Here is a 17,815-nt window from a genome sequence, read left to right on the forward strand (position 1 = left end):
CATTTTGGGCGGGAGCCCTTATGCAGCAAGCGCCGACAGCTATCAAAAGCATAGCAATTCATGGACCTTGCTGATAGAAGGAGTGGCATGGGTCTTGTTGGGGACCGGCAGCACAAAAAAGAGGCACCCCTGATAAAATCATGCTTTTCGTCCTGTGAAAGCGGCAAGCTGTTTGCTGACTTCTCCGGCCCGGCCGGTCTTTTGCAGGGCGCGCAGGCATCTCGCCTGACGACCGCTTTATTGAAGGAGGCGTGATGCACTCGCCTTATGTATATCCGCAAGAATTTGACGTGATCGTGGTCGGTGGCGGCCATGCCGGCACCGAGGCCGCGCTGGCTGCTGCCCGCATGGGCTGCAAGACCTTGCTGCTCTCGCACAACATCGAGACCCTGGGCCAGATGAGCTGCAACCCCTCGATCGGCGGCATCGGCAAGGGCCACCTGGTCAAGGAGGTGGACGCCATGGGCGGCGCGATGGCGCTGGCCACCGACGAAGGCGGCATCCAGTTCCGCATCCTCAACAGCTCCAAGGGCCCGGCGGTGCGCGCCACGCGGGCGCAGGCGGACCGCATTCTGTACAAGGCCGCGATCCGCCGCAGGCTGGAAAACCAGCCCAACCTCTGGCTGTTCCAGCAGGCCGTCGATGACCTGATGGTCGAGGGCGACCGGGTTGTCGGGGCGGTGACGCAGGTTGGCATCCGGTTCCGCTCGCGCACCGTGGTGCTGACGGCCGGCACGTTTCTGGACGGCAAGATCCATGTGGGCCTGCAGAACTATTCGGCGGGCAGGGCGGGTGATCCGCCGGCGGTCTCGCTGAGCGCACGGCTTAAAGAGCTCAAGCTGCCGCAGGGCCGGCTGAAAACCGGCACACCGCCGCGTATCGACGGGCGCAGCATCGATTTCAGCAAATGCACGGTGCAGCCGGGCGACGGCATGCCGGGCGGCACGCCCGGGCCGGTGCCGGTGTTCAGCTTCATGGGTGGGCGTATTCAGCACCCTCAGCAGATGCCCTGCTGGATCACGCACACCAACGAGCGCACCCACGAGATCATCCGCTCGGGCTTTGACCGCAGCCCCATGTTCACCGGCAAGATCGACGGGGTCGGCCCGCGTTACTGCCCGAGTGTGGAAGACAAGATCAACCGTTTTGCCGGCAAGGAAAGCCACCAGATTTTCCTCGAGCCCGAGGGTTTGACGACCCATGAGATTTACCCCAATGGCATTTCAACCAGCTTGCCGTTTGACATCCAGTACGACCTGGTGCGCTCCATGGCCGGCATGGAAAACGCCCACATCCTGCGCCCCGGCTACGCCATCGAATACGACTATTTCGACCCACGCGCGCTGAAAACCAGCTTTGAAACCCGGTCCATCGGCGGCCTGTTTTTTGCCGGGCAGATCAACGGGACCACGGGTTACGAGGAAGCGGCGGCTCAGGGCATGTTTGCCGGCATCAATGCCGCGCTGCAATGCCAGGGGAAAGAAGCCTGGCTGCCGCGGCGCGACGAAGCCTATCTGGGCGTGTTGGTGGACGACCTGATCACCAAGGGCGTGACTGAGCCTTACCGCATGTTCACCAGCCGAGCCGAGTTCCGCCTGATGCTGCGCGAAGACAATGCCGACATGCGCCTGACCGAAAAGGGCAGGGAGCTGGGCCTGGTGGACGATGCCCGCTGGGACGCCTTCAACCGCAAGCGCGACGCTGTTTCACGTGAAACAGAACGCCTGCGCTCCGTCTGGGTCAACCCGCGCAGCCTGCCTCTGGCTGAGGCTGAGCGCGTGCTGGGCAAAGCCATCGAACGTGAGTACACCTTGCTCGACCTGCTGCGCCGCCCCGACGTGAACTACGCCGCGCTGATGTCGCTGGATGGCGGCAAGTATGCGAATGCCGAACTGGCGCCGCCCGCCGAGGGTGTTTCACGTGAAACAGAAGCGGCCGACATGGCGGCCAGCGTGATCGAGCAGATCGAGATTGCCGTCAAATACGCCGGGTACATCGACCTGCAGAAGACGGAAGTGGAGCGTGCCTCGCACTACGAAAACCTCAAGTTGCCGGCTGATCTGGATTACCTGCAGGTTTCGGCCCTGAGTTTCGAGGCGCGGCAAACCCTGGCCAAACACCGGCCCGAAACGCTGGGGCTGGCCTCGCGCATCTCCGGCATCACGCCGGCGACCGTGTCGCTGCTGATGGTGCACCTGAAGAAGAACCTCTGGAAAAACACGGTTCCCCTCAAACCTGCCGAACAAGCCGAAGCCTGATGCGCAGCGGCGAACAGGATTTGCGCGCCGGCCTGAAGGCGCTTCAGCTGGATCTGAACGATCATCACGTCGGGCAGTTGCTGGATTACCTGGACCTGATTGCCAAATGGACCAAGGTCTACAACCTGACGGCCGTGCGCGATCCGGTGGAAATGATGACGCATCACCTGCTCGACAGCCTGGCGGCCATCGGGCCGCTGCGGCGTCATTTGCAGCAGGCCGGATTGGGGGAGGGTGCCACCCTGCTGGACGTTGGCTCCGGCGCTGGTTTGCCGGGGGTGGTCATTGCTGTGTGTTGCCCGGCCGTGGCCGTGACCTGCGTGGACACGGTGGCCAAAAAAGCCGCGTTTATCAAGCAGGCGGCACTGGCCCTGAAGTTGCCCAACCTGACCGGCCTGCATGCGCGGGTGGAAACGATCGCCCAACCTTTTGACGTGATCTGCGCGCGCGCTTTTGCTTCGCTGGCCGATTTCACCCAATGGTCGGCCGGGGCGCTGGCGCCGCACGGCGTCTGGATGGCCATGAAAGGCAAACACCCGGCGGACGAAATGACCGCACTGCCAGCCACGGTCGAGGTGTTTCACGTGGAACAACTGGTCGTGCCCGGGCTGGACGCTGAGCGCTGCTTGCTCTGGCTGCGACCTAAAACAGCGGTTTAATCCGTCGCCCGGACGAAAAAGCTGCACATCCGGCGCCGATCACGGGTGCCGGTGGCTTTTCGGCCTGTGTGCTGACGTAAACTCAAAACCCTGTTTCCGGAGGTTTCCATGTTGGGTTCATTTGTCGCATCGACCGGGATAGCCGATTACGGCGCTTTTGTTGTCGCCATCCTTGTTTTTCTGCTGATTCCCGGCCCCGGCAACCTGGCCCTGATCACCTCCACCAGCAAGGGCGGCATCACCGGCGGACTCGGCGCCACTTTCGGCGTGATCGCCGGCGACCAGGTGTTGCTCTGGGCCGCCGTGGCCGGTGTGTCGGCGGTGATGGCGGCTTACCCGACGGCCTTTCATGCGGTGCAGTGGGCCGGGGCGGCGTACCTCGCCTGGCTCGGCTTCAAGATGCTGCTGGCCAAGGCCGGCGATGCGCCCATCCTGCAGATCAAGCCGCGCCATTACTTCCGCCAAACCCTCCTGATCACCCTGCTTAACCCCAAGGCCATCGTTTTCTACATGGCCTTCTTTCCCCTGTTTGTGGATCCGGCCCGGCACCAGGGACTGACCACCTTTGCCGTCATGGCCGCCACCATTGCGGGGCTGACCTTTCTGTACGGCCTGAGCTCGGTGCTGATCACCTACTTTCTGGCCGCGCGTATCCGCGCCAACCCCAAGATTTCCGCGGTGCTGAACAAGGCGGCCGGCGTGTTTTTGATCGGCTTCGGCATCAAGCTGGCCATCTCCAAGTAACCCTTCCGATCTCCAGAACCCAAAGAACAACATGGCCAAAATATTCTGCGTTGCCAACCAAAAGGGCGGGGTGGGCAAAACCACCACCACGGTCAATCTGGCGGCGGGGCTGGCCAAGGTCGGTCAGCGCGTGCTGATGATTGACCTGGACCCGCAGGGCAATGCCACCATGGGGTCGGGCGTGGACAAACGCAAGCTCGAGCTCACGGTGTATGACGTGCTGCTCGAATCCGCCTCGGTGCTGGAAGCGCGGGTGCGTAGCGAGAAGTGCGGCTACGACGTGCTCGGCGCCAACCGCGAACTGGCCGGCGCCGAGGTCGAGCTGGTCGATGTCGAGCGCCGCGAGAAGCGGCTCAAGCTGGCGCTGGCGGATGTCGGCGAGCACTACGACTTTGTGCTGATCGACTGCCCGCCCTCGCTGTCGATGCTGACGCTCAACGGCCTGTGCTGCGCCCACGGCGTGATCGTGCCCATGCAGTGCGAGTACTTTGCGCTGGAAGGCCTGACGGATCTGGTCAACACCATCAAGCAGGTGCACGCCAACCTCAACAAGGACCTGGCCATCATCGGCCTGCTGCGTGTCATGTTCGATCCGCGCATCACCCTGCAGCAGCAGGTCAGCGACCAGCTCAAGGAGCATTTCGGCGACAAGGTGTTCAACACCGTGATCCCGCGCAATGTGCGGCTGGCCGAAGCGCCGAGTTACGGCCTGCCCGGCGTTGTGTTTGACCCGGCCTCCAAGGGCGCGCAGGCTTTTGTGGCCTTTGCTGAAGAGATGGTGCAGCGCATCAAGGCCATGTGAGCGCAAGTTGCAGGCCAAATCGGGCCCTAGCCCTTATCCAGCAAGCGCCAGCAGCTCCTGAAACAATAGCAAATTGATCATTGGTCGATGAAACCTTCAAACATCCTGATTCTTCCCGGCTGGCAAAACAGCGGCCCCGGCCACTGGCAGAGCCTGTGGGAATCCGCGCATGGCTACCAGCGCGTCGAGCAGCACGACTGGATGCAGCCGCTGCGCGGCGACTGGATCGCCCGGCTCGAGGACGTGGTGCTGGACGCCGACGAGCCGGTTGTGCTGGTGGCGCACAGTCTGGGCTGCATGCTGACTGCCGCCTGGGCCGCGCATTCCCGCAACACGCGCCGGGTCAAGGCGGCGCTGCTGGTGGCGCCGCCCGACGTGGACCGCGAGGAAGTGCGGCAGATGCTGACCAGCTGGGCGCCGGTGCCTCTGCAGACCTTGCCGTTCGTGTCAGCCGTGCTGGCCAGCAGCCGCGACCCCTATTGCCGCCCCGACCGCGCGCGTGAATTCGCCGCCGCCTGGGGCTCGGAGTTTGTCGATGTGGGGCCGCTGGGCCACCTCAACGCCGACAGCGGACTGGGCGACTGGCCCGAGGCCCATCAAAAACTGCAGGCGCTGATGCACAGCGCTCCTGCCTCCTGAATTCATACGAAAGACAGAACAACCATGGTAACAAAAAAACCAAAAGGCCTGGGCCGCGGCCTGCAGGCCCTGCTGGGCCCCACCGTCGGCGAGTCCGCCAACGTGCTTGAAAACGGCACCAGCAGCGCCAGCAGCCCGGGCCAGCCGGCTTCGCTGCTGCTGACTGACCTGGTGGCCGGTCAGTACCAGCCACGCACCCGCATGGACGAGGGCGCGCTGTACGAGCTGGCCGAATCGATCAAGGTGCAGGGCATCATGCAGCCGATCCTGGTGCGCCGCCTGAGCAGCGGTGCCAACGACGGCAAGTACGAAATCATTGCCGGCGAGCGGCGTTTCCGGGCCGCGAAAATTGCGGGCCTGGACAGCGTGCCGGTGCTGGTACGCGACGTGCCCGACGAGTCGGCCGCGGCCATGGCATTGATTGAGAACATCCAGCGCGAAGATCTCAACCCTCTGGAAGAAGCCCAGGGTTTGCAGCGCCTGGTCAAGGAGTTTGGGCTCACTCACGAGCTGGCGGCGCAGGCCGTGGGCCGCTCGCGCAGCGCCGCCTCCAACCTGCTGCGTCTGCTGAACCTGGCCGAACCGGTGCAGACCATGCTGATGGCGGGCGACATCGACATGGGTCATGCGCGGGCACTTTTGGGCCTGGACCGGGCCACCCAGATCACGGCAGGCAACCAGATTGCGGCCAAGAAAATGTCGGTGCGCGAGGCCGAAAGCCTGGTCAAGAAACTCAGCGCCGAGTTCTCGCTCAAGCCGCAGAAAAACACCAAGGAAAAGTCACGCGACACCCGCCGGGTGGAAGAGGAACTGGCCGACCTGCTGATGGCCGACGTCGAGGTGCGCGTCAAAAAGCAGGTCAAGCGCAATGGCCGGCGCGAGGACACCGGCGAAGTGGCCATCCAGTTTGCCTCGCTGGACGAGCTCAACGGCCTGATCGAGCGCCTGCGCGGCACAAAATAGGCAGGGCAGTCTTCCTGTTTCCCCGGAGCAAGTGCGCCTGCGTCCTACGCCCAAACAGGGGCTGCGCAGGCGGTCCAGCGGACAGGTACGCGGCCATCATGGCGGCATTGAAAATTTCAGGCCGACCCATGACCCCCTCCGTCCCCCAGCCGATTTCCCGTCCGTCTCTGGCCTTGCTTGGCACCGAGCCCTGGCGCGCTGCGTATGAATTTGTGCAGCACAAAATCACCCGAAAGGCGACCATGCCGCCCGGCGACGGACACCCGGTGATCATCTTTCCTGGCCTGGGCACCGATGGCGCGGCCGTGGCACCGCTGCGCGACTATTGCGAGACGCTGGGCTACAGCGCGATGGACTGGGGCCGGGGTTTCAACACCGGGCCGCAGGGGGATATTGACACCTGGCTGGCCGAACTGGCGGACCATGTGTCCGGCTTGCTGAACGGGCATTCGCAGCGCGCGACGCTGATTGGCTGGAGCCTGGGCGGGATTTACGCGCGCGAGCTGGGCAAACTGATGGCACCCCGCCTGCGCCAGGTCATCACCATCGGCACCCCCTTCAATGGCACGCCTGACCTCACGCATGCTGGCTGGCTGTTTCGCCTGCTCAATGGGGCTGCGCCGGTGACCGACCCGGCGCTGAGTCAGCGCCTGCGCACCCCACCGCCCCTGCCGACCACCTCGATCTACAGTCGCTCCGACGGTGTGGTGGCCTGGCAAAGCTGCCGCCATGACAAGACCGGTGCGCAGGTCAGGGACGTCGAGGTCAAGGGCAGCCACATCGGGATGGGCTGGAACCCGGCCGTGCTGCAGGTGGTGGCCGAACGCCTGGCACGCCCGCGTTCTGCGGCTCGCTGAGCGGCAGGCCTGTCCAGTTTCCCTGACGCTCCGCCGTCCACAAGGAAGCCCGGCAGGGACACATCAACTCGCCGGGCCGCGACCCTGCCGTTTGTTGGATGGCCCCTGGCGGCGCTGGGCAGAGGCTTTCCGTTAGCATCAGAAACCACTGCCGGCCCGGCGGGCTGTTCCCGCTGGCTGAAGGGATGGGCCGCTGGCGCGCGAAGCCGGAAAATCGGGACTCGTGCCGTGTGGCATGGTTCGCAGGGATGAAACAGGGGCGATGAACAACTCCAGGCTGATGCTTGTCGACAGCGACGACTACACCTCTTCAGTTCTGCTGGCGGGCTTGGTCGAGCGGGGCTTTGGCACGGTGCAATCGGTCCTCAGCACGCTGGCGCTTCCCGAGGTGCTGGAGGCCGGACCGCCCGACGTGGTGATCTTCAACTACCACGCCGACCAGCCTGACAGCCTGAGCGCATGCAGCACGGTCAAGGCGATGGTTCCCCGGGCCGCCACGATGGTCATCGTGTCGCCTGGCCCCGCGCTCAAGGCTGTTCGTGCCTGGGCCAGGCAAACCCGCAGCATCGACGTCGTCATCGAAAAACCGCTGTCGGACGAACGTTTCTTCATGACTCTGGAAGAGATGCTTCGGGTCAGGGCGTCTTCCCGCGAGGCGGCCAGCCGGGCGGAGCGCCTGGCCAGACTGGTGCCTGAAGGCGCCTTGCCCCTGATTGAGCATGGCTCCAACAGAGAAGCTGAAATGTTCGATGCCGCCGTTCTGTTTACCGACATCCGGGGATCTTCCCAGTGGATCCGGGAAATGCCACCGCGGGATTTTTTTGAAGACCTGAACCAGTTGCTCAGCAGACAGGCGCGGCATATCCAGAAATACCGGGGATCGGTCATCAAGTACACCGGGGACGGCGTCATGGCGGTCTTCAGAGGCATGGGGCGGTCTTATCTGGCCTTGCGTTGCGGGCTCGAACTTGCCGAACTCCACAACAACGAGAAGTTTCCGTTCGGCATTGGCATGGCCCAGGGGCTGGTGCTGGCGGGGCTGATTGGGGACTCGAACCAGGCCGGGCAAAGAAGCCAGTACGACGTGGTGGGCGCCACGGTGCACCTGGCATCGCGTTTGTGCGGCCTGGCCAACGCCGGTGAAGTGGTCACCACCAGAAGCATGAATGTGGCGGCGAGGGTGTCGATGCCGGAACCCAGGCCGCTCCCGGGTGTGTCGGTCAGGGGGTTTGACAAGGACATCGACTGTGTTGTGTTCGCCCCTTCAGTGGGTTTCACCAGAATTTCAGGAGCAACGTGAATGAAAGAGCAATTCAATCCCGCGCAGATCAGCAAGGTCATTGACCAGGCGCTGGTCTATCAGTGCGCCTGCCCTGCGCAGGTTTGCAGCGCCATTTTCGAGTTGCGCGAGTTGTACGAATACCAGATGAATTGCGCCAGCGATTCCGCCAATGATGAACTCGTGCACAAGACCATCGCAGCAGCGACCGAGAAAGCGCACGAGCTGATGGAGGAATGCCTGAAGAAAATCCTGGACATCGAGGGCTGGGATCAAGCCACGTTTGCGATGCCCGAAGGGCTGAAGAAAAGACCTGCGAAACCGCTTTGAGCCCGGCGGCCTCGCCGTCTCGGGGAAAGGACGGAAAAGGGCAGACAAGGTCGTCCTGCAGGCTCCCGTGCCGGAATGACGGGAATACCGCCCCGGACTCCACATTTCAAGCCAAAATAGCCTCTGGCCCCCATTGGTCGGGCGCTGACAGCTATAAATTCAATAGCGGCTTGAAGAGGACCCGAGGGCCTGTTCCGCTTGTCCGCGTCGTCGTCCGCGGAGAAGGCGCGGCAACCACCGCGTCAGGTCGCCGCGGCCGTCACAGGGTGAAGATCTTGCCCGGGTTCATGATGTTGTGCGGGTCCAGTGCGCGCTTGATGGTGCGCATCATGTCCACCGCGCCGTTGCCCGCCTCGGTCACCAGAAAGTCCATCTTGTGCAGGCCGACGCCGTGTTCGCCGGTGCAGGTGCCTTCCAGGCGCAGGGCGCGTGCCACCAGCGTGTGGTTCAGCGCCTCGGCAGCCGCGCGCTCTTCGGGCCTGTCGGGATCAATCAGGTAGCCGAAGTGGAAGTTGCCGTCGCCCACGTGGCCGACCAGGAAGTAGGGGATGCCGCTGGCGTCGGCTTCGCTGACCGAGTCGAGCAGGCAATCGGCCAGGCGCGAGATCGGCACGCAGGTGTCGGTGGAAATAGCACGGCAACCCGGCTTGGACTGAATGGCCGCAAAGTAGGCGTTGTGCCGCGCGGTCCACAGGCGGGTGCGTTCCTCGGGGGTGCTGGCCCATTCAAAGGCGTTGCCGCCCATGTCGGTCGCGATCTCCTGCACGGTCTCGGCCTGCTCCTTGACGCTGTTGGGCGAGCCGTGAAACTCCATCAGCAACATCGGTTCCTCGCGCAGACCGAGTTTGGCGTAGGCATTGACCATGCGCACGGTGTTGGCGTCGATCAGTTCGACACGTGCAATCGGAACGCCGAGCTGGATGATCTGGATGGTGGTGCGCACCGCCGCCTCGATGCTCGGGAAGGAGCAGATTGCGGCCGAGATCGCCTCGGGCAGCGGGTACAGCTTGACGGTGATTTCGGTGATCACGCCCAGTGTGCCTTCGCTGCCCACCATCAGGCGGGTGAGGTCGTAGCCGGCCGATGATTTTTTGGCCCGCGTGCCGGTGCGAATGATTTCGCCGCTGGCGGTGACGACTTCCAGCGCCAGCACGTTTTCGCGCATGGTGCCGTAACGCACGGCGTTGGTGCCGCTGGCGCGGGTGGCGCTCATGCCGCCTATCGTGGCATCGGCGCCGGGGTCGATCGGGAAAAACAGGCCCGTGCTTTTGACTTCTTCATTGAGCTGCTTGCGCGTGACGCCCGCCTGCACCGTCACGGTCAGGTCTTCGGCGTTGATGGAGAGCACCTTGTTCATGCGGCTCACGTCAATGCTGATGCCGCCCTGCACGGCCAGCAGGTGGCCTTCGAGCGAGGTACCGACACCAAAGGGAATGACCGGCACCTGGTACTGCGCAGCGAGCCTGACCGCATCGGCCACGTCGGCCGTGCTTTCGGCAAACACCACCGCCGCCGGCGGCGGCGCCGCAAACGAGGACTCATCGCGGCCGTGCTGCTCGCGCACCACCAGGGCGGTGGAGCAGCGCTCGGCAAACCGCTCTTTGAGGGCCTCGATCAGGGCCTGCGGCACAGCGCGCAGATTGAGTTGGGGCAGCAGGTGGTCGGGGTGGGTGGGTGCGTTCATGGTGTCTCCGGTCTGAGGCCCCAGTTTACGACGAGTCCCGGGCCCGTGGGGGGCGCCCGGCGTCATCCCACGGGCTGTCTGGCCACCCGCTTCAGGACTTCAGCGCGATTTCAAACTCTTCGCGCGACACATGGCTGTCCTTGTTCGTGTCAATCTGGTCAAAGCGCTGTTCGACGGCGGGAAAACGGACAGCCTCCTGCCGACTGAGCTTGCCGTCCTTGTTGGCATCGGCACGGATGAAGGCCGCGCCCACCTCCTGGCTGGTGGGGCCGGACTGCGAGGGCGCACTCGGGGTACCCGGGGCGGTGCCCTGCGCGTGTGCAGCCAGCGCGGCACCGACAGTCAGCGCGGCGAGCAGGGCAACGCTGCGGAGTTCGAAGTTGGGAATAGAATGAAAAGCAGACGTCATCGAGACAAGTCCTTGAAGTTGAAGAAGCAGTCATTGCAACGCAGTGAGCCCGCGCCGGCCAGCACTCTTGCACGCTGTTGCCTCAGTGACATCATCGATCGCTCTCCAACATCTTCTTTCCCCGCGTAACCTGCCGGACACTCAACCATGGCCAACCGACTCACTCAAATAGCCACCCGCACCGGCGACAACGGCACGACCGGGCTCGGCGACAACACCCGCGTGTCCAAGGACAGCCTGCGCGTGCATGCGATGGGTGACGTCGACGAACTGAACTCGCAGATTGGCGTGTTGCTGTGCGAAGAGATGCCGGTCGACGTGCGCGAACTGCTGGTCGAGGTGCAGCACCAGCTCTTCAACCTGGGCGGCGAGCTGTCGATTCCCGGCTTTGAACTGCTCAAGCCCGAGGCGGTGGCGCTGCTCGATGCGGCACTCGAAAAATACAACGCGACCCTGCCGCGCCTGCAGGAGTTCATCCTGCCGGCCGGTTCGCGCGCCGCGGCGCTGGCGCATGTGTGCCGCACCGTGGCCCGGCGCGCCGAACGCGCGGTCGTGGCGCTGGACAAAGCCGAGACGCTGAACGAGTCGCCTCGCCAGTACCTGAACCGGCTGAGTGACCTGCTGTTTGTATTGTCGCGTGTGCTCAACCGCATGAACGGCGGTGACGACGTGTACTGGAAAAGCGAACGCATGGCCCGTACGGCGACAGACTGAGCTGCGCATTCGCTACTGTATTGATAGCTGTTTGCGCGCGCCCCATAAGGGCTCAAGGCCGATTCGACTCTTACCTTGGCGCGAGCATCGCCATGGTGATCCGCGAAACGCAGGTCAGCTCCCCGGCTTCGTTGGTCAACTCGATGGCCCAGACCTGGGTGCTGCGGCCTATGTGCACCGGGCGGGTGGTCCCGATGACCCAGCCGCTGGTGACGCCCTTGAGGTGGTTGGCGTTGATGTCCAGGCCCACCGTGCGGTGGCCTTCGGGCGCCGCGAAGGCGGCGCCGCAGGAACCCAGCGTTTCAGCCAGCACCACCGACACACCGCCATGCAGCAGGCCATAGGGCTGGCGCGTGCGTTCATCGACCGGGATCCGCGCCCGGATGAAGTCGTCGCCGACCTCCAGGAATTCGATGCCCAGGTGCGTCACCGCGCTGTTGGCGTTGTTGAGGGTCAGCAGTTCGACAGAAATCGCTTGTTTCCAGATACGCATCGTGGTTCCACAGGGCTTCAAAAAGGCTTGAAACCCAGACTATAAAGAGATTGCGGCCTACAAAGGGCGCGCGGCCGGTCTCGTATGCTGGCAAAAACAGGTGACAGACGGGGGCAACAACGGCGGAAGGCAGCATGGCACGCAGGCAAACATGGGTGGTGGTGGCAGGAGGTCTGGTGGTGGTGCTGGGGGCCCTGTGGCTGGTGCTGGTCTGGCTCATCCCCAGCGACGACGATCTGGCCGCCCACGCCGCTGGCGAGCTGCAGGCCCGGCTCGGCGTACCGGTGCGGCTGGGTGCGCTGCACTGGCGCCTGCTGCCGGTGCCGGCGGTGGTGCTTGAGGACGTCGCGACCGACCAGCCGCAGGCGATCACGGTCAAAAAACTCGTTGCCTATCCGAAGCTGTTGCCCCTCTTGCAGCGGCGCGTGATTCTTGACCGTGTGGAGCTGGACGGCGCGGTGGTGCCGCAACTGTCCATGAGGGCGCTGGACGCGACTCCGCGCGGCGGCGGCAGCGGTGCCCCCCCGGAAGACGGAGCCACGCCTTTGGCCCGTTTCGTGTTTCGTGACCTGAGCTGGGTGTCGCGCTATGGCGTGGCGGTGATCTATGACGGTGAGATTGACTTCGACCCGGGCTGGCGGCCACGCCTGGCGGTGTTGCGGCGCCCCGGGTTCACGCCGGCAACCGACCTGACCCTGACCCGGCAAGACCAGGAAGACCGCTGGGCCGCCCAAATCAACCTCGGCGGCGGTACGGCCCACGGCGAGGTGCAGTTGCAGACCGGTACCGACGGCCGACTCGTGCTGAACGGCCAGTTGCAGCCCCGCGGGGTCGATGTGGCCAGCGCGGTCTCCGCCTTCAACCGCAAGCCGGTTATCGCCGGCAGGGCTTCGGGAAACACCGTGCTGTCGGCCCAGGCAGAGACGCTGGTCGGACTGGCACAGTCGCTGCATACAAAAACACTGTTCACGATGGGTGCATCCACGCTGTTGCGCTTCGATCTGGACAAGGCCGTTCGCAGCTTCGGCAAGGACCATGCGGGACAAACACCGCTCGACGCCGTGTCCGGACAGCTCGATACCCAGAACACGCCGCGCGGCATGGTGACGCAATTCACCGGGATCAAGGCCAGTTCGGGGGCATTGAGTGCGTCCGGCCATGCCCGGCTGGCCAACCGGCAGATCGAGGCCGAATTTGCGGTGGATCTGGTGGACGGCATCGTCGGTGTGCCGCTGGTCCTCAGCGGGCCGGTGGACAAGGTGGCGGTGTCAGTCCCGCGCGGCGCGGTGGCCGGGGCGGTGCTGGGCACGGCGGTGTTGCCCGGCATCGGGACAGCGATCGGCGCACGCCTGGGCGCTACCCTGGGCCGAATTTTCGATTCCGGGCCGGATCGCCAGCCCGGCACAGCCACGCCTGCAACGCCTGGGACGGCCCCCTGAGCGGAACCGGCCCGCCGCGCCCGCCTTTTTCAGGCGGCACCAGAGCCCTGAGTTCCGTGCGGGCATCACTGGCACTGGAGAGTGCATTTGGTTACCATCAGGGGAGCAGGCGTCTGGCGGCACTGCGCCCATCGCGCGTCGTGCGCCGCCAGATCATTCCCATTTCTCCCGAGGTGTTCATCATGTCCAAGCCGTCGCAACCGTCCACGTCGAAACCCGTTTCTGCTGCAGACACGCGACTGGAACGCGCGCTGGACCGGAACGAAGCGGTGGAGGAAACCGTCAAACAGTCCGGCGCCGAACTGTTTGTGATCAATGCCGTGCTCAAACAGGAAATCCCCGACCATATCCAGACCGGCGATGTGGCGCAGGCGCTGGAGAAAACAGGCGAGCTGGAAGGCAAGATCCAGGAATCTGCCGCCGACCTCGCCCATGTCAATGAACTGCTGGAGCAGGAAATCGGCGAACGTGCCGACGTCGAGCAGGAACTTGCCGACACCAAGGTAGCCCTCGCCAAGGCCACGGCCAAAGCCAGGTAGCAGCGCGCCGGGCGCCCGGTCCGGGCGGGCCGCGGCGGCTACTTCCTGCGGTTCAGCAACGCGTACAGCAGGATGGCGCCGAAGGTGGCGGTGCCTATGCCACCCAGCGCAAACTGGCCGAACTTCAGCGTGAAGTCGCCAGTCCCCAGCACCAGCGTGATGGCCGCGACCAGCAGGTTCTTGTTGTCGGAAAAGTCAACTTTATTGTCGACCCATATCTTGGCGCCGGCCACCGCAATCAGGCCAAACACCACGATGCTGACGCCGCCCATCACCGGTAGCGGAATCGCCTGGATCAGTGCCCCGAACTTGGGGCTGAAACCCAGCACCACCGCAATCAGGCCGGCGACCACAAACACCGCCGTCGAATAGATCTTGGTGGCAGCCATCACGCCGATGTTTTCCGCATAGGTGGTGACGCCGGTGCCGCCCGAAGCGCCGGACACCATGGTGGCCACGCCGTCGCCGATGAAGGCTCGCCCCATGTACTGGTCGAGGTTTTTGCCGGTCATGGCGGTGACGGCCTTGATGTGGCCGAGGTTTTCCGCGACCAGGATGATCGCCACCGGCGCAATCAGCAGCATGGCATTGGCGCTGAACACGGGGGCGGCAAAGCCGGGCAGGCCGAACCAGGCGGCATTGAGAATCGGCGAGATGTCCACCGGTTTGCCCAGCCCCAGTCCGTTGGTCAGCGCTGCATAAATGAGCGTGGCGACAATCAGGCCGACCAGGATCAGCAGGCGCTGCACCATGCCGCGCGTCATCACGGCGACCAGTGCCACGCTGACAAAGGTCACCACCTGCATCCAGGAGTCAAAGTTGCTGGCGGCCATGTTCTTGATCGGGATGCCGGCCAGGTTCAGGCCGATCACCGCCACCACGGCGCCGGTCACCACCGGCGGCATGAAGCGTTCGATCCATCCGGTGCCGACGGCCTGCACGATGGCGCCAATCACCGTGTACAACACGCCGCAGGCAATGATGCCCCCCAGTGCCACACCAATGTTGGGGTTGGGCCCCTTGCCGGCATAGGCGGTGGCGGCGATGACCACGCCGATGAAGGCAAAGCTGGAGCCGAGGTAGCTGGGTACCTTGCCGCCGGTGATCAGGAAAAAGATCAGCGTGCCCACGCCGCTCATCAGAATCGCGATGTTGGGGTCAAAACCCATCAGGATGGGCGCCAGCACCGTGGCACCAAACATCGCAATCACGTGCTGCACACCCATCACCGCCGTTTGCGGCCAGGGCAGGCGTTCATCCGGCCCGATCACCCCGCCCTGTTGCAGCACCGCGCTGCTTTTTTCTGTCCAGTCCAGCATACCCATGGCATTCCCTCCAGTTTTTGTCAAATGGGGCAATGCTAGGGGTTATGGCGGGCGCACACAAGCTGTTTGACGGCTGTTCCCGCGCCGCAAGGGCCGCGTGTTTTCAGGCGAAGGTTTGGGTGCATGGCTGGTTTCAGCCATGCCCGTGCTTATGGCGGCAGCATGCACGCTTGCCCCTCGTGCTGATCCAGCGCCGGAGGGACCGCGTGTTGACCAGCGCAACGCGGGGGTGATCTTTTCGATGCGCTTTCAAAAAGAGGAGTCGCGGACCACCCCCCGGTTTCAGGCCAGGAACGCGGCGACCTGTCGCAGCACCGCGTCGTCCTTGAGGATCCTGCGATGGCCCAGGCCTTCGGTGGCCAGCAGGCGCGCACCCCCAATCGTCTTGCTGTAGGCCACGCCGTCGGCAAAACGGTTGATGCTGTCCTGCCGGTCATGCACCACCAGCGTGGGCAGGGCGATACGCGGGCCGACGGCGGCGGGTTCGAACTGCGGCATCAGGATGGCTTCGCGCGCTTCAATGCGTTGCTGCATCGCAGCCCGGGTGGTTTCGCGCAGGCCAAACACATGCGCGAACAGGCGGGTGTACTCATGCGGGGAAGCCGGCGGAGCCAGCAGCACCAGTTTGTCCACCGGCAGGCCGCGGCTGACCGCGTAGGCGCCGGCGTTGGCAGCCAGCGAGTGCGCGACCAGCGCCTGCACCTGATGGCCTTCCTGCCGCAGGCGTGCCACGGTGTAGTCGATGGCACGTGCGAACTGGGGCAGGTTGCTGGTCGAGCCCGCACTGCGTCCGTGTGCCGGCATTTCAAGCAGCACCGGCCGCAGACCCTGCGCCCGCAAGGCATCCGCCAGTGCCAGCATCTGGCCGGCGTGGCCGCCCCAGCCATGGACCAGCAGCACCAGCGGGCCATGCGGCGCCACCGGGCGGTCATAGACGGTCAGACAGGCCTGCTCGAAAGACCATTGGATGATGCGCCAGTCTGGCGACCAGCTTCTGCGCCGGTGCAGCCATCGGGGCGGCAGGGGTGTGCCAAACAGGCGATGAGCTGCGCGTACGGCCAGGGCCGGCCAGAGGTGCTGCGATGCGCGCAGGCCCCAACGGAACAGGCGGGTCACGGGGCTGGCGCCATAGAAGGCGGCTGTGGCTTCAAGTGAGGTGCGTGTCATGAAAAGCTCCTGGTTGGTTGGTCCGGATCAGTACCAGATCCAGTCTTCATTGCTGCGCGGCAGGGAACGCAACGAGGCAAGGGCAGATTGCGCGGCGCGGCCGGCCACCAGCAAGGCAAGGGCGAGGAGGAGGAACAACATGGCAGTTTCCTTTCTTCGCACGATCGTGCGAAATATGGACCAACAAAAAGCCCTTGTGGGGCTGACAAAAAATCATGGCTGGTAACTTTTGAACAGGCGCTGCCAGCTGGCTTGCGCGCGTTCCGAGGCGCGGGGGTCGCGCAGGAAGCGCGTGTCGTGGATCAGGCCCAGCATCAGGGCGTAGATCTCGGCCACCAGCTGCTCGGGGTCGGTGTCTGACCGGAGGTCGCCGCTTTCAACGGCCTGCACGATGGTGCGGCGCAGGGCGGCGCGCCAGCGTGTGATCTCCCCGTGCAGGTGGTCGCGCAGGGGGCCTTCGCGGTCGTCCAGTTCAAAGGCGCCGGCGCTGTACACGCAGCCGGTATGCGCCTCCACGTCCCGGGTGCGCACAATCCAGCGCCGCACAATCGCGTCCAGCCGCGGCAGGCCCTTGGGCTGCTGCACGGCCGGGATAAACACATCGGCCAGAAAACGCCTGCCGAACTCGTCGATCACCGCTTTTTGCAGTGCTTCGCGCGAACCGATACGCGAAAAAACGCCGCTCTTGGACAAACCGAGGCGGTCCGCCACAGCCTGTAGCGTGATGGCCTCCAGCCCCTCGGCCGAGGCGAGGTCCAGCGCCGCACCCACAATGGCGGCGCGGGTCATCTCGCTTTTCTGGGTTTTGGCATCCATGACCAAAATATTAGCACAATTGTGCGATTTGTGCTGAATTGAGCTTTGGGTGCGGAGGGGGGTGCCTGGTAGACGACAGACCCTGACGGGCGACTCGGTGTTCATCCTACAGCCGGGCTTGGCAGATCCGGCAAAGATGACCTTGAGCACATCGCTCTTACATTTTTGGAGATCCCATGAAAAAGCAATCCCTTGTTCTGACCCTGGCCGCACTGGCCTGTACTGCTGCTTTCGCCCAGGCACCCGCCGGCGTGGTTGCATCACCTTCTGCACAAGCGAACGCCAACGCTTCCGGCGGCACCCCTGCAGCCAAGGCCGAGATGAAGGTTGACACCAAGAAAGCCAATGGCTCGACCCTGTCGGCACAAAACCCTGTGGCCGGTTCCGGTGGCGCTGCTGCCAATGCACAGATCAACCCCTCCGCTTCCGGTGGCACACCCGCCGCCAAGGCCGAGATGAAGGTCGACACCAAAGTGAACAACACCGCCATGAACAGCATGGACACCAATGGCGACGGCATGGTCTCCTCCAGGGAGTGGAACCGTTATCAAACCGCCATGTGGAAAAGCATGAAGCCGGCCAAAAACGGCATGGTGCCGATGACAGACGTGGAAATGATGATGAAAGGCACGCCCAAGTAAGGGACGTGTGTTGTCTCGGTAGCATCGGGCGCCCAACAGCGCCGGGTGCCGCCGCGT

20 protein-coding genes are annotated in these 17,815 nt (G+C 64.1%); 14 read left to right on the forward strand and 6 right to left on the reverse strand.

The features are described from left to right. Positions 1 to 60: 60 nt before the first annotated feature. The 10 genes from PSV33_RS15490 (at position 61) to PSV33_RS15535 (ending at position 8,531) form a co-directional block, all read left to right on the forward strand. Positions 61 to 255, forward strand: a complete 195-nt coding sequence (locus PSV33_RS15490) for a hypothetical protein (RefSeq protein WP_300563155.1) — start codon at positions 61 to 63, stop codon at positions 253 to 255. After that, positions 255 to 2,258 (forward strand): tRNA uridine-5-carboxymethylaminomethyl(34) synthesis enzyme MnmG, encoded by a 2,004-nt coding sequence (mnmG, locus tag PSV33_RS15495; protein ID WP_300563157.1) that lies wholly within the window; start codon positions 255 to 257, stop codon positions 2,256 to 2,258. The genes PSV33_RS15490 and mnmG overlap by 1 nt, the downstream gene beginning before the upstream one ends. After that, positions 2,258 to 2,917, forward strand: coding sequence for a 16S rRNA (guanine(527)-N(7))-methyltransferase RsmG (gene rsmG / locus PSV33_RS15500; protein WP_300563159.1), 660 nt, complete (start codon positions 2,258 to 2,260; stop codon positions 2,915 to 2,917). The genes mnmG and rsmG overlap by 1 nt, the downstream gene beginning before the upstream one ends. 108 nt (positions 2,918 to 3,025) lie before the next feature. Then, positions 3,026 to 3,661, forward strand: coding sequence for a LysE family transporter (locus PSV33_RS15505; RefSeq protein ID WP_300563161.1), 636 nt, complete (start codon positions 3,026 to 3,028; stop codon positions 3,659 to 3,661). 31 nt (positions 3,662 to 3,692) lie between these two features. Continuing rightward, positions 3,693 to 4,463 carry a ParA family protein gene (locus PSV33_RS15510; RefSeq protein ID WP_300515635.1) on the forward strand — a complete coding sequence of 257 codons (771 nt, stop codon included), beginning with the start codon at positions 3,693 to 3,695 and terminating at the stop codon, positions 4,461 to 4,463. Between the two features lie 87 nt (positions 4,464 to 4,550). Next, positions 4,551 to 5,102 (forward strand): alpha/beta fold hydrolase, encoded by a 552-nt coding sequence (locus PSV33_RS15515; RefSeq protein WP_300563163.1) that lies wholly within the window; start codon positions 4,551 to 4,553, stop codon positions 5,100 to 5,102. Between the two features lie 24 nt (positions 5,103 to 5,126). Further along, positions 5,127 to 6,065 carry a ParB/RepB/Spo0J family partition protein gene (locus PSV33_RS15520; protein ID WP_300563165.1) on the forward strand — a complete coding sequence of 313 codons (939 nt, stop codon included), beginning with the start codon at positions 5,127 to 5,129 and terminating at the stop codon, positions 6,063 to 6,065. Between the two features lie 128 nt (positions 6,066 to 6,193). Continuing rightward, entirely contained in the window at positions 6,194 to 6,922 is a 729-nt protein-coding gene (locus PSV33_RS15525) for an alpha/beta hydrolase (protein WP_300563167.1), read from the forward strand. 262 nt (positions 6,923 to 7,184) lie between these two features. Continuing rightward, positions 7,185 to 8,222, forward strand: coding sequence for an adenylate/guanylate cyclase domain-containing protein (locus PSV33_RS15530; protein ID WP_300563169.1), 1,038 nt, complete (start codon positions 7,185 to 7,187; stop codon positions 8,220 to 8,222). Then, complete coding sequence (locus PSV33_RS15535; protein ID WP_300563171.1) at positions 8,223 to 8,531, forward strand: hypothetical protein; 309 nt, start codon at positions 8,223 to 8,225, stop codon at positions 8,529 to 8,531. It begins immediately after the preceding gene. 259 nt (positions 8,532 to 8,790) lie between these two features. Here the strand turns inward: PSV33_RS15535 and PSV33_RS15540 are convergent, their stop codons facing one another. Next, positions 8,791 to 10,215: an FAD-linked oxidase C-terminal domain-containing protein gene (locus tag PSV33_RS15540; RefSeq protein ID WP_300563172.1), complete on the reverse strand. Its 1,425-nt coding sequence runs from the start codon at positions 10,213 to 10,215 to the stop codon at positions 8,791 to 8,793. A 91-nt stretch (positions 10,216 to 10,306) separates the two neighbouring features. Then, positions 10,307 to 10,624, reverse strand: a complete 318-nt coding sequence (locus tag PSV33_RS15545) for an EF-hand domain-containing protein (protein ID WP_300563174.1) — start codon at positions 10,622 to 10,624, stop codon at positions 10,307 to 10,309. Between the two features lie 147 nt (positions 10,625 to 10,771). On the opposite strand from PSV33_RS15545, the gene PSV33_RS15550 reads away from it, so the two are divergent. Further along, a complete protein-coding gene (locus PSV33_RS15550) occupies positions 10,772 to 11,338 on the forward strand; it encodes a cob(I)yrinic acid a,c-diamide adenosyltransferase (RefSeq protein ID WP_300563176.1) in 567 nt (188 codons plus the stop codon). Positions 11,339 to 11,408: 70 nt separating this feature from the next. Here PSV33_RS15550 and PSV33_RS15555 read toward each other — a convergent pair whose 3' ends face one another. After that, on the reverse strand, positions 11,409 to 11,831 hold the full coding sequence (locus PSV33_RS15555) for a hotdog fold thioesterase (protein ID WP_300563178.1): 423 nt from the start codon (positions 11,829 to 11,831) through the stop codon (positions 11,409 to 11,411). A gap of 134 nt (positions 11,832 to 11,965) precedes the next feature. On the opposite strand from PSV33_RS15555, the gene PSV33_RS15560 reads away from it, so the two are divergent. Then, positions 11,966 to 13,270 carry a glycine zipper domain-containing protein gene (locus PSV33_RS15560; RefSeq protein ID WP_300563180.1) on the forward strand — a complete coding sequence of 435 codons (1,305 nt, stop codon included), beginning with the start codon at positions 11,966 to 11,968 and terminating at the stop codon, positions 13,268 to 13,270. A gap of 182 nt (positions 13,271 to 13,452) precedes the next feature. Beyond that, the gene (locus PSV33_RS15565) at positions 13,453 to 13,809 is read left to right on the forward strand and encodes a hypothetical protein (protein WP_300563182.1); all 357 of its coding nucleotides are present in this window, start codon (positions 13,453 to 13,455) and stop codon (positions 13,807 to 13,809) included. Positions 13,810 to 13,847: 38 nt separating this feature from the next. Here PSV33_RS15565 and PSV33_RS15570 read toward each other — a convergent pair whose 3' ends face one another. The 3 genes from PSV33_RS15570 to PSV33_RS15580 form a co-directional block, all read right to left on the reverse strand. Beyond that, positions 13,848 to 15,134: a solute carrier family 23 protein gene (locus PSV33_RS15570; protein ID WP_300563184.1), complete on the reverse strand. Its 1,287-nt coding sequence runs from the start codon at positions 15,132 to 15,134 to the stop codon at positions 13,848 to 13,850. Positions 15,135 to 15,416: 282 nt separating this feature from the next. Next, a complete protein-coding gene (locus PSV33_RS15575; RefSeq protein WP_300563185.1) occupies positions 15,417 to 16,301 on the reverse strand; it encodes an alpha/beta fold hydrolase in 885 nt (294 codons plus the stop codon). Positions 16,302 to 16,514: 213 nt separating this feature from the next. Next, the gene (locus PSV33_RS15580; RefSeq protein ID WP_300563187.1) at positions 16,515 to 17,117 is read right to left on the reverse strand and encodes a TetR/AcrR family transcriptional regulator; all 603 of its coding nucleotides are present in this window, start codon (positions 17,115 to 17,117) and stop codon (positions 16,515 to 16,517) included. Positions 17,118 to 17,293: 176 nt separating this feature from the next. Between PSV33_RS15580 and PSV33_RS15585 the strand changes: the two genes are divergently transcribed. Beyond that, positions 17,294 to 17,758 carry a hypothetical protein gene (locus PSV33_RS15585; protein WP_300563189.1) on the forward strand — a complete coding sequence of 155 codons (465 nt, stop codon included), beginning with the start codon at positions 17,294 to 17,296 and terminating at the stop codon, positions 17,756 to 17,758. The last annotated feature ends 57 nt before the right edge of the window (positions 17,759 to 17,815 follow it).

This window comes from Polaromonas sp. (assembly GCF_029945895.1).
Lineage (GTDB): Bacteria > Pseudomonadota > Gammaproteobacteria > Burkholderiales > Burkholderiaceae_C > Polaromonas.

What these genes read in the sequence shown, in the direction of transcription:
- PSV33_RS15575 (WP_300563185.1), bottom strand. Translation starts at nt 16,301, where the DNA reads ATGACACGCACCTCACTTGAAGCCACAGCCGCCTTCTATGGCGCCAGC.
- PSV33_RS15535 (WP_300563171.1), top strand. Translation starts at nt 8,223, where the DNA reads ATGAAAGAGCAATTCAATCCCGCGCAGATCAGCAAGGTCATTGACCAG.
- PSV33_RS15490 (WP_300563155.1), top strand. Translation starts at nt 61, where the DNA reads ATGGACCTTGCTGATAGAAGGAGTGGCATGGGTCTTGTTGGGGACCGG.
- PSV33_RS15585 (WP_300563189.1), top strand. Translation starts at nt 17,294, where the DNA reads ATGAAAAAGCAATCCCTTGTTCTGACCCTGGCCGCACTGGCCTGTACT.
- PSV33_RS15570 (WP_300563184.1), bottom strand. Translation starts at nt 15,134, where the DNA reads ATGGGTATGCTGGACTGGACAGAAAAAAGCAGCGCGGTGCTGCAACAG.
- PSV33_RS15515 (WP_300563163.1), top strand. Translation starts at nt 4,551, where the DNA reads ATGAAACCTTCAAACATCCTGATTCTTCCCGGCTGGCAAAACAGCGGC.
- PSV33_RS15540 (WP_300563172.1), bottom strand. Translation starts at nt 10,215, where the DNA reads ATGAACGCACCCACCCACCCCGACCACCTGCTGCCCCAACTCAATCTG.
- PSV33_RS15530 (WP_300563169.1), top strand. Translation starts at nt 7,185, where the DNA reads ATGAACAACTCCAGGCTGATGCTTGTCGACAGCGACGACTACACCTCT.
- PSV33_RS15525 (WP_300563167.1), top strand. Translation starts at nt 6,194, where the DNA reads ATGACCCCCTCCGTCCCCCAGCCGATTTCCCGTCCGTCTCTGGCCTTG.
- mnmG (WP_300563157.1), top strand. Translation starts at nt 255, where the DNA reads ATGCACTCGCCTTATGTATATCCGCAAGAATTTGACGTGATCGTGGTC.
- PSV33_RS15505 (WP_300563161.1), top strand. Translation starts at nt 3,026, where the DNA reads ATGTTGGGTTCATTTGTCGCATCGACCGGGATAGCCGATTACGGCGCT.
- PSV33_RS15545 (WP_300563174.1), bottom strand. Translation starts at nt 10,624, where the DNA reads ATGACGTCTGCTTTTCATTCTATTCCCAACTTCGAACTCCGCAGCGTT.
- PSV33_RS15555 (WP_300563178.1), bottom strand. Translation starts at nt 11,831, where the DNA reads ATGCGTATCTGGAAACAAGCGATTTCTGTCGAACTGCTGACCCTCAAC.
- rsmG (WP_300563159.1), top strand. Translation starts at nt 2,258, where the DNA reads ATGCGCAGCGGCGAACAGGATTTGCGCGCCGGCCTGAAGGCGCTTCAG.
- PSV33_RS15550 (WP_300563176.1), top strand. Translation starts at nt 10,772, where the DNA reads ATGGCCAACCGACTCACTCAAATAGCCACCCGCACCGGCGACAACGGC.
- PSV33_RS15580 (WP_300563187.1), bottom strand. Translation starts at nt 17,117, where the DNA reads ATGGATGCCAAAACCCAGAAAAGCGAGATGACCCGCGCCGCCATTGTG.
- PSV33_RS15520 (WP_300563165.1), top strand. Translation starts at nt 5,127, where the DNA reads ATGGTAACAAAAAAACCAAAAGGCCTGGGCCGCGGCCTGCAGGCCCTG.
- PSV33_RS15565 (WP_300563182.1), top strand. Translation starts at nt 13,453, where the DNA reads ATGTCCAAGCCGTCGCAACCGTCCACGTCGAAACCCGTTTCTGCTGCA.
- PSV33_RS15510 (WP_300515635.1), top strand. Translation starts at nt 3,693, where the DNA reads ATGGCCAAAATATTCTGCGTTGCCAACCAAAAGGGCGGGGTGGGCAAA.
- PSV33_RS15560 (WP_300563180.1), top strand. Translation starts at nt 11,966, where the DNA reads ATGGCACGCAGGCAAACATGGGTGGTGGTGGCAGGAGGTCTGGTGGTG.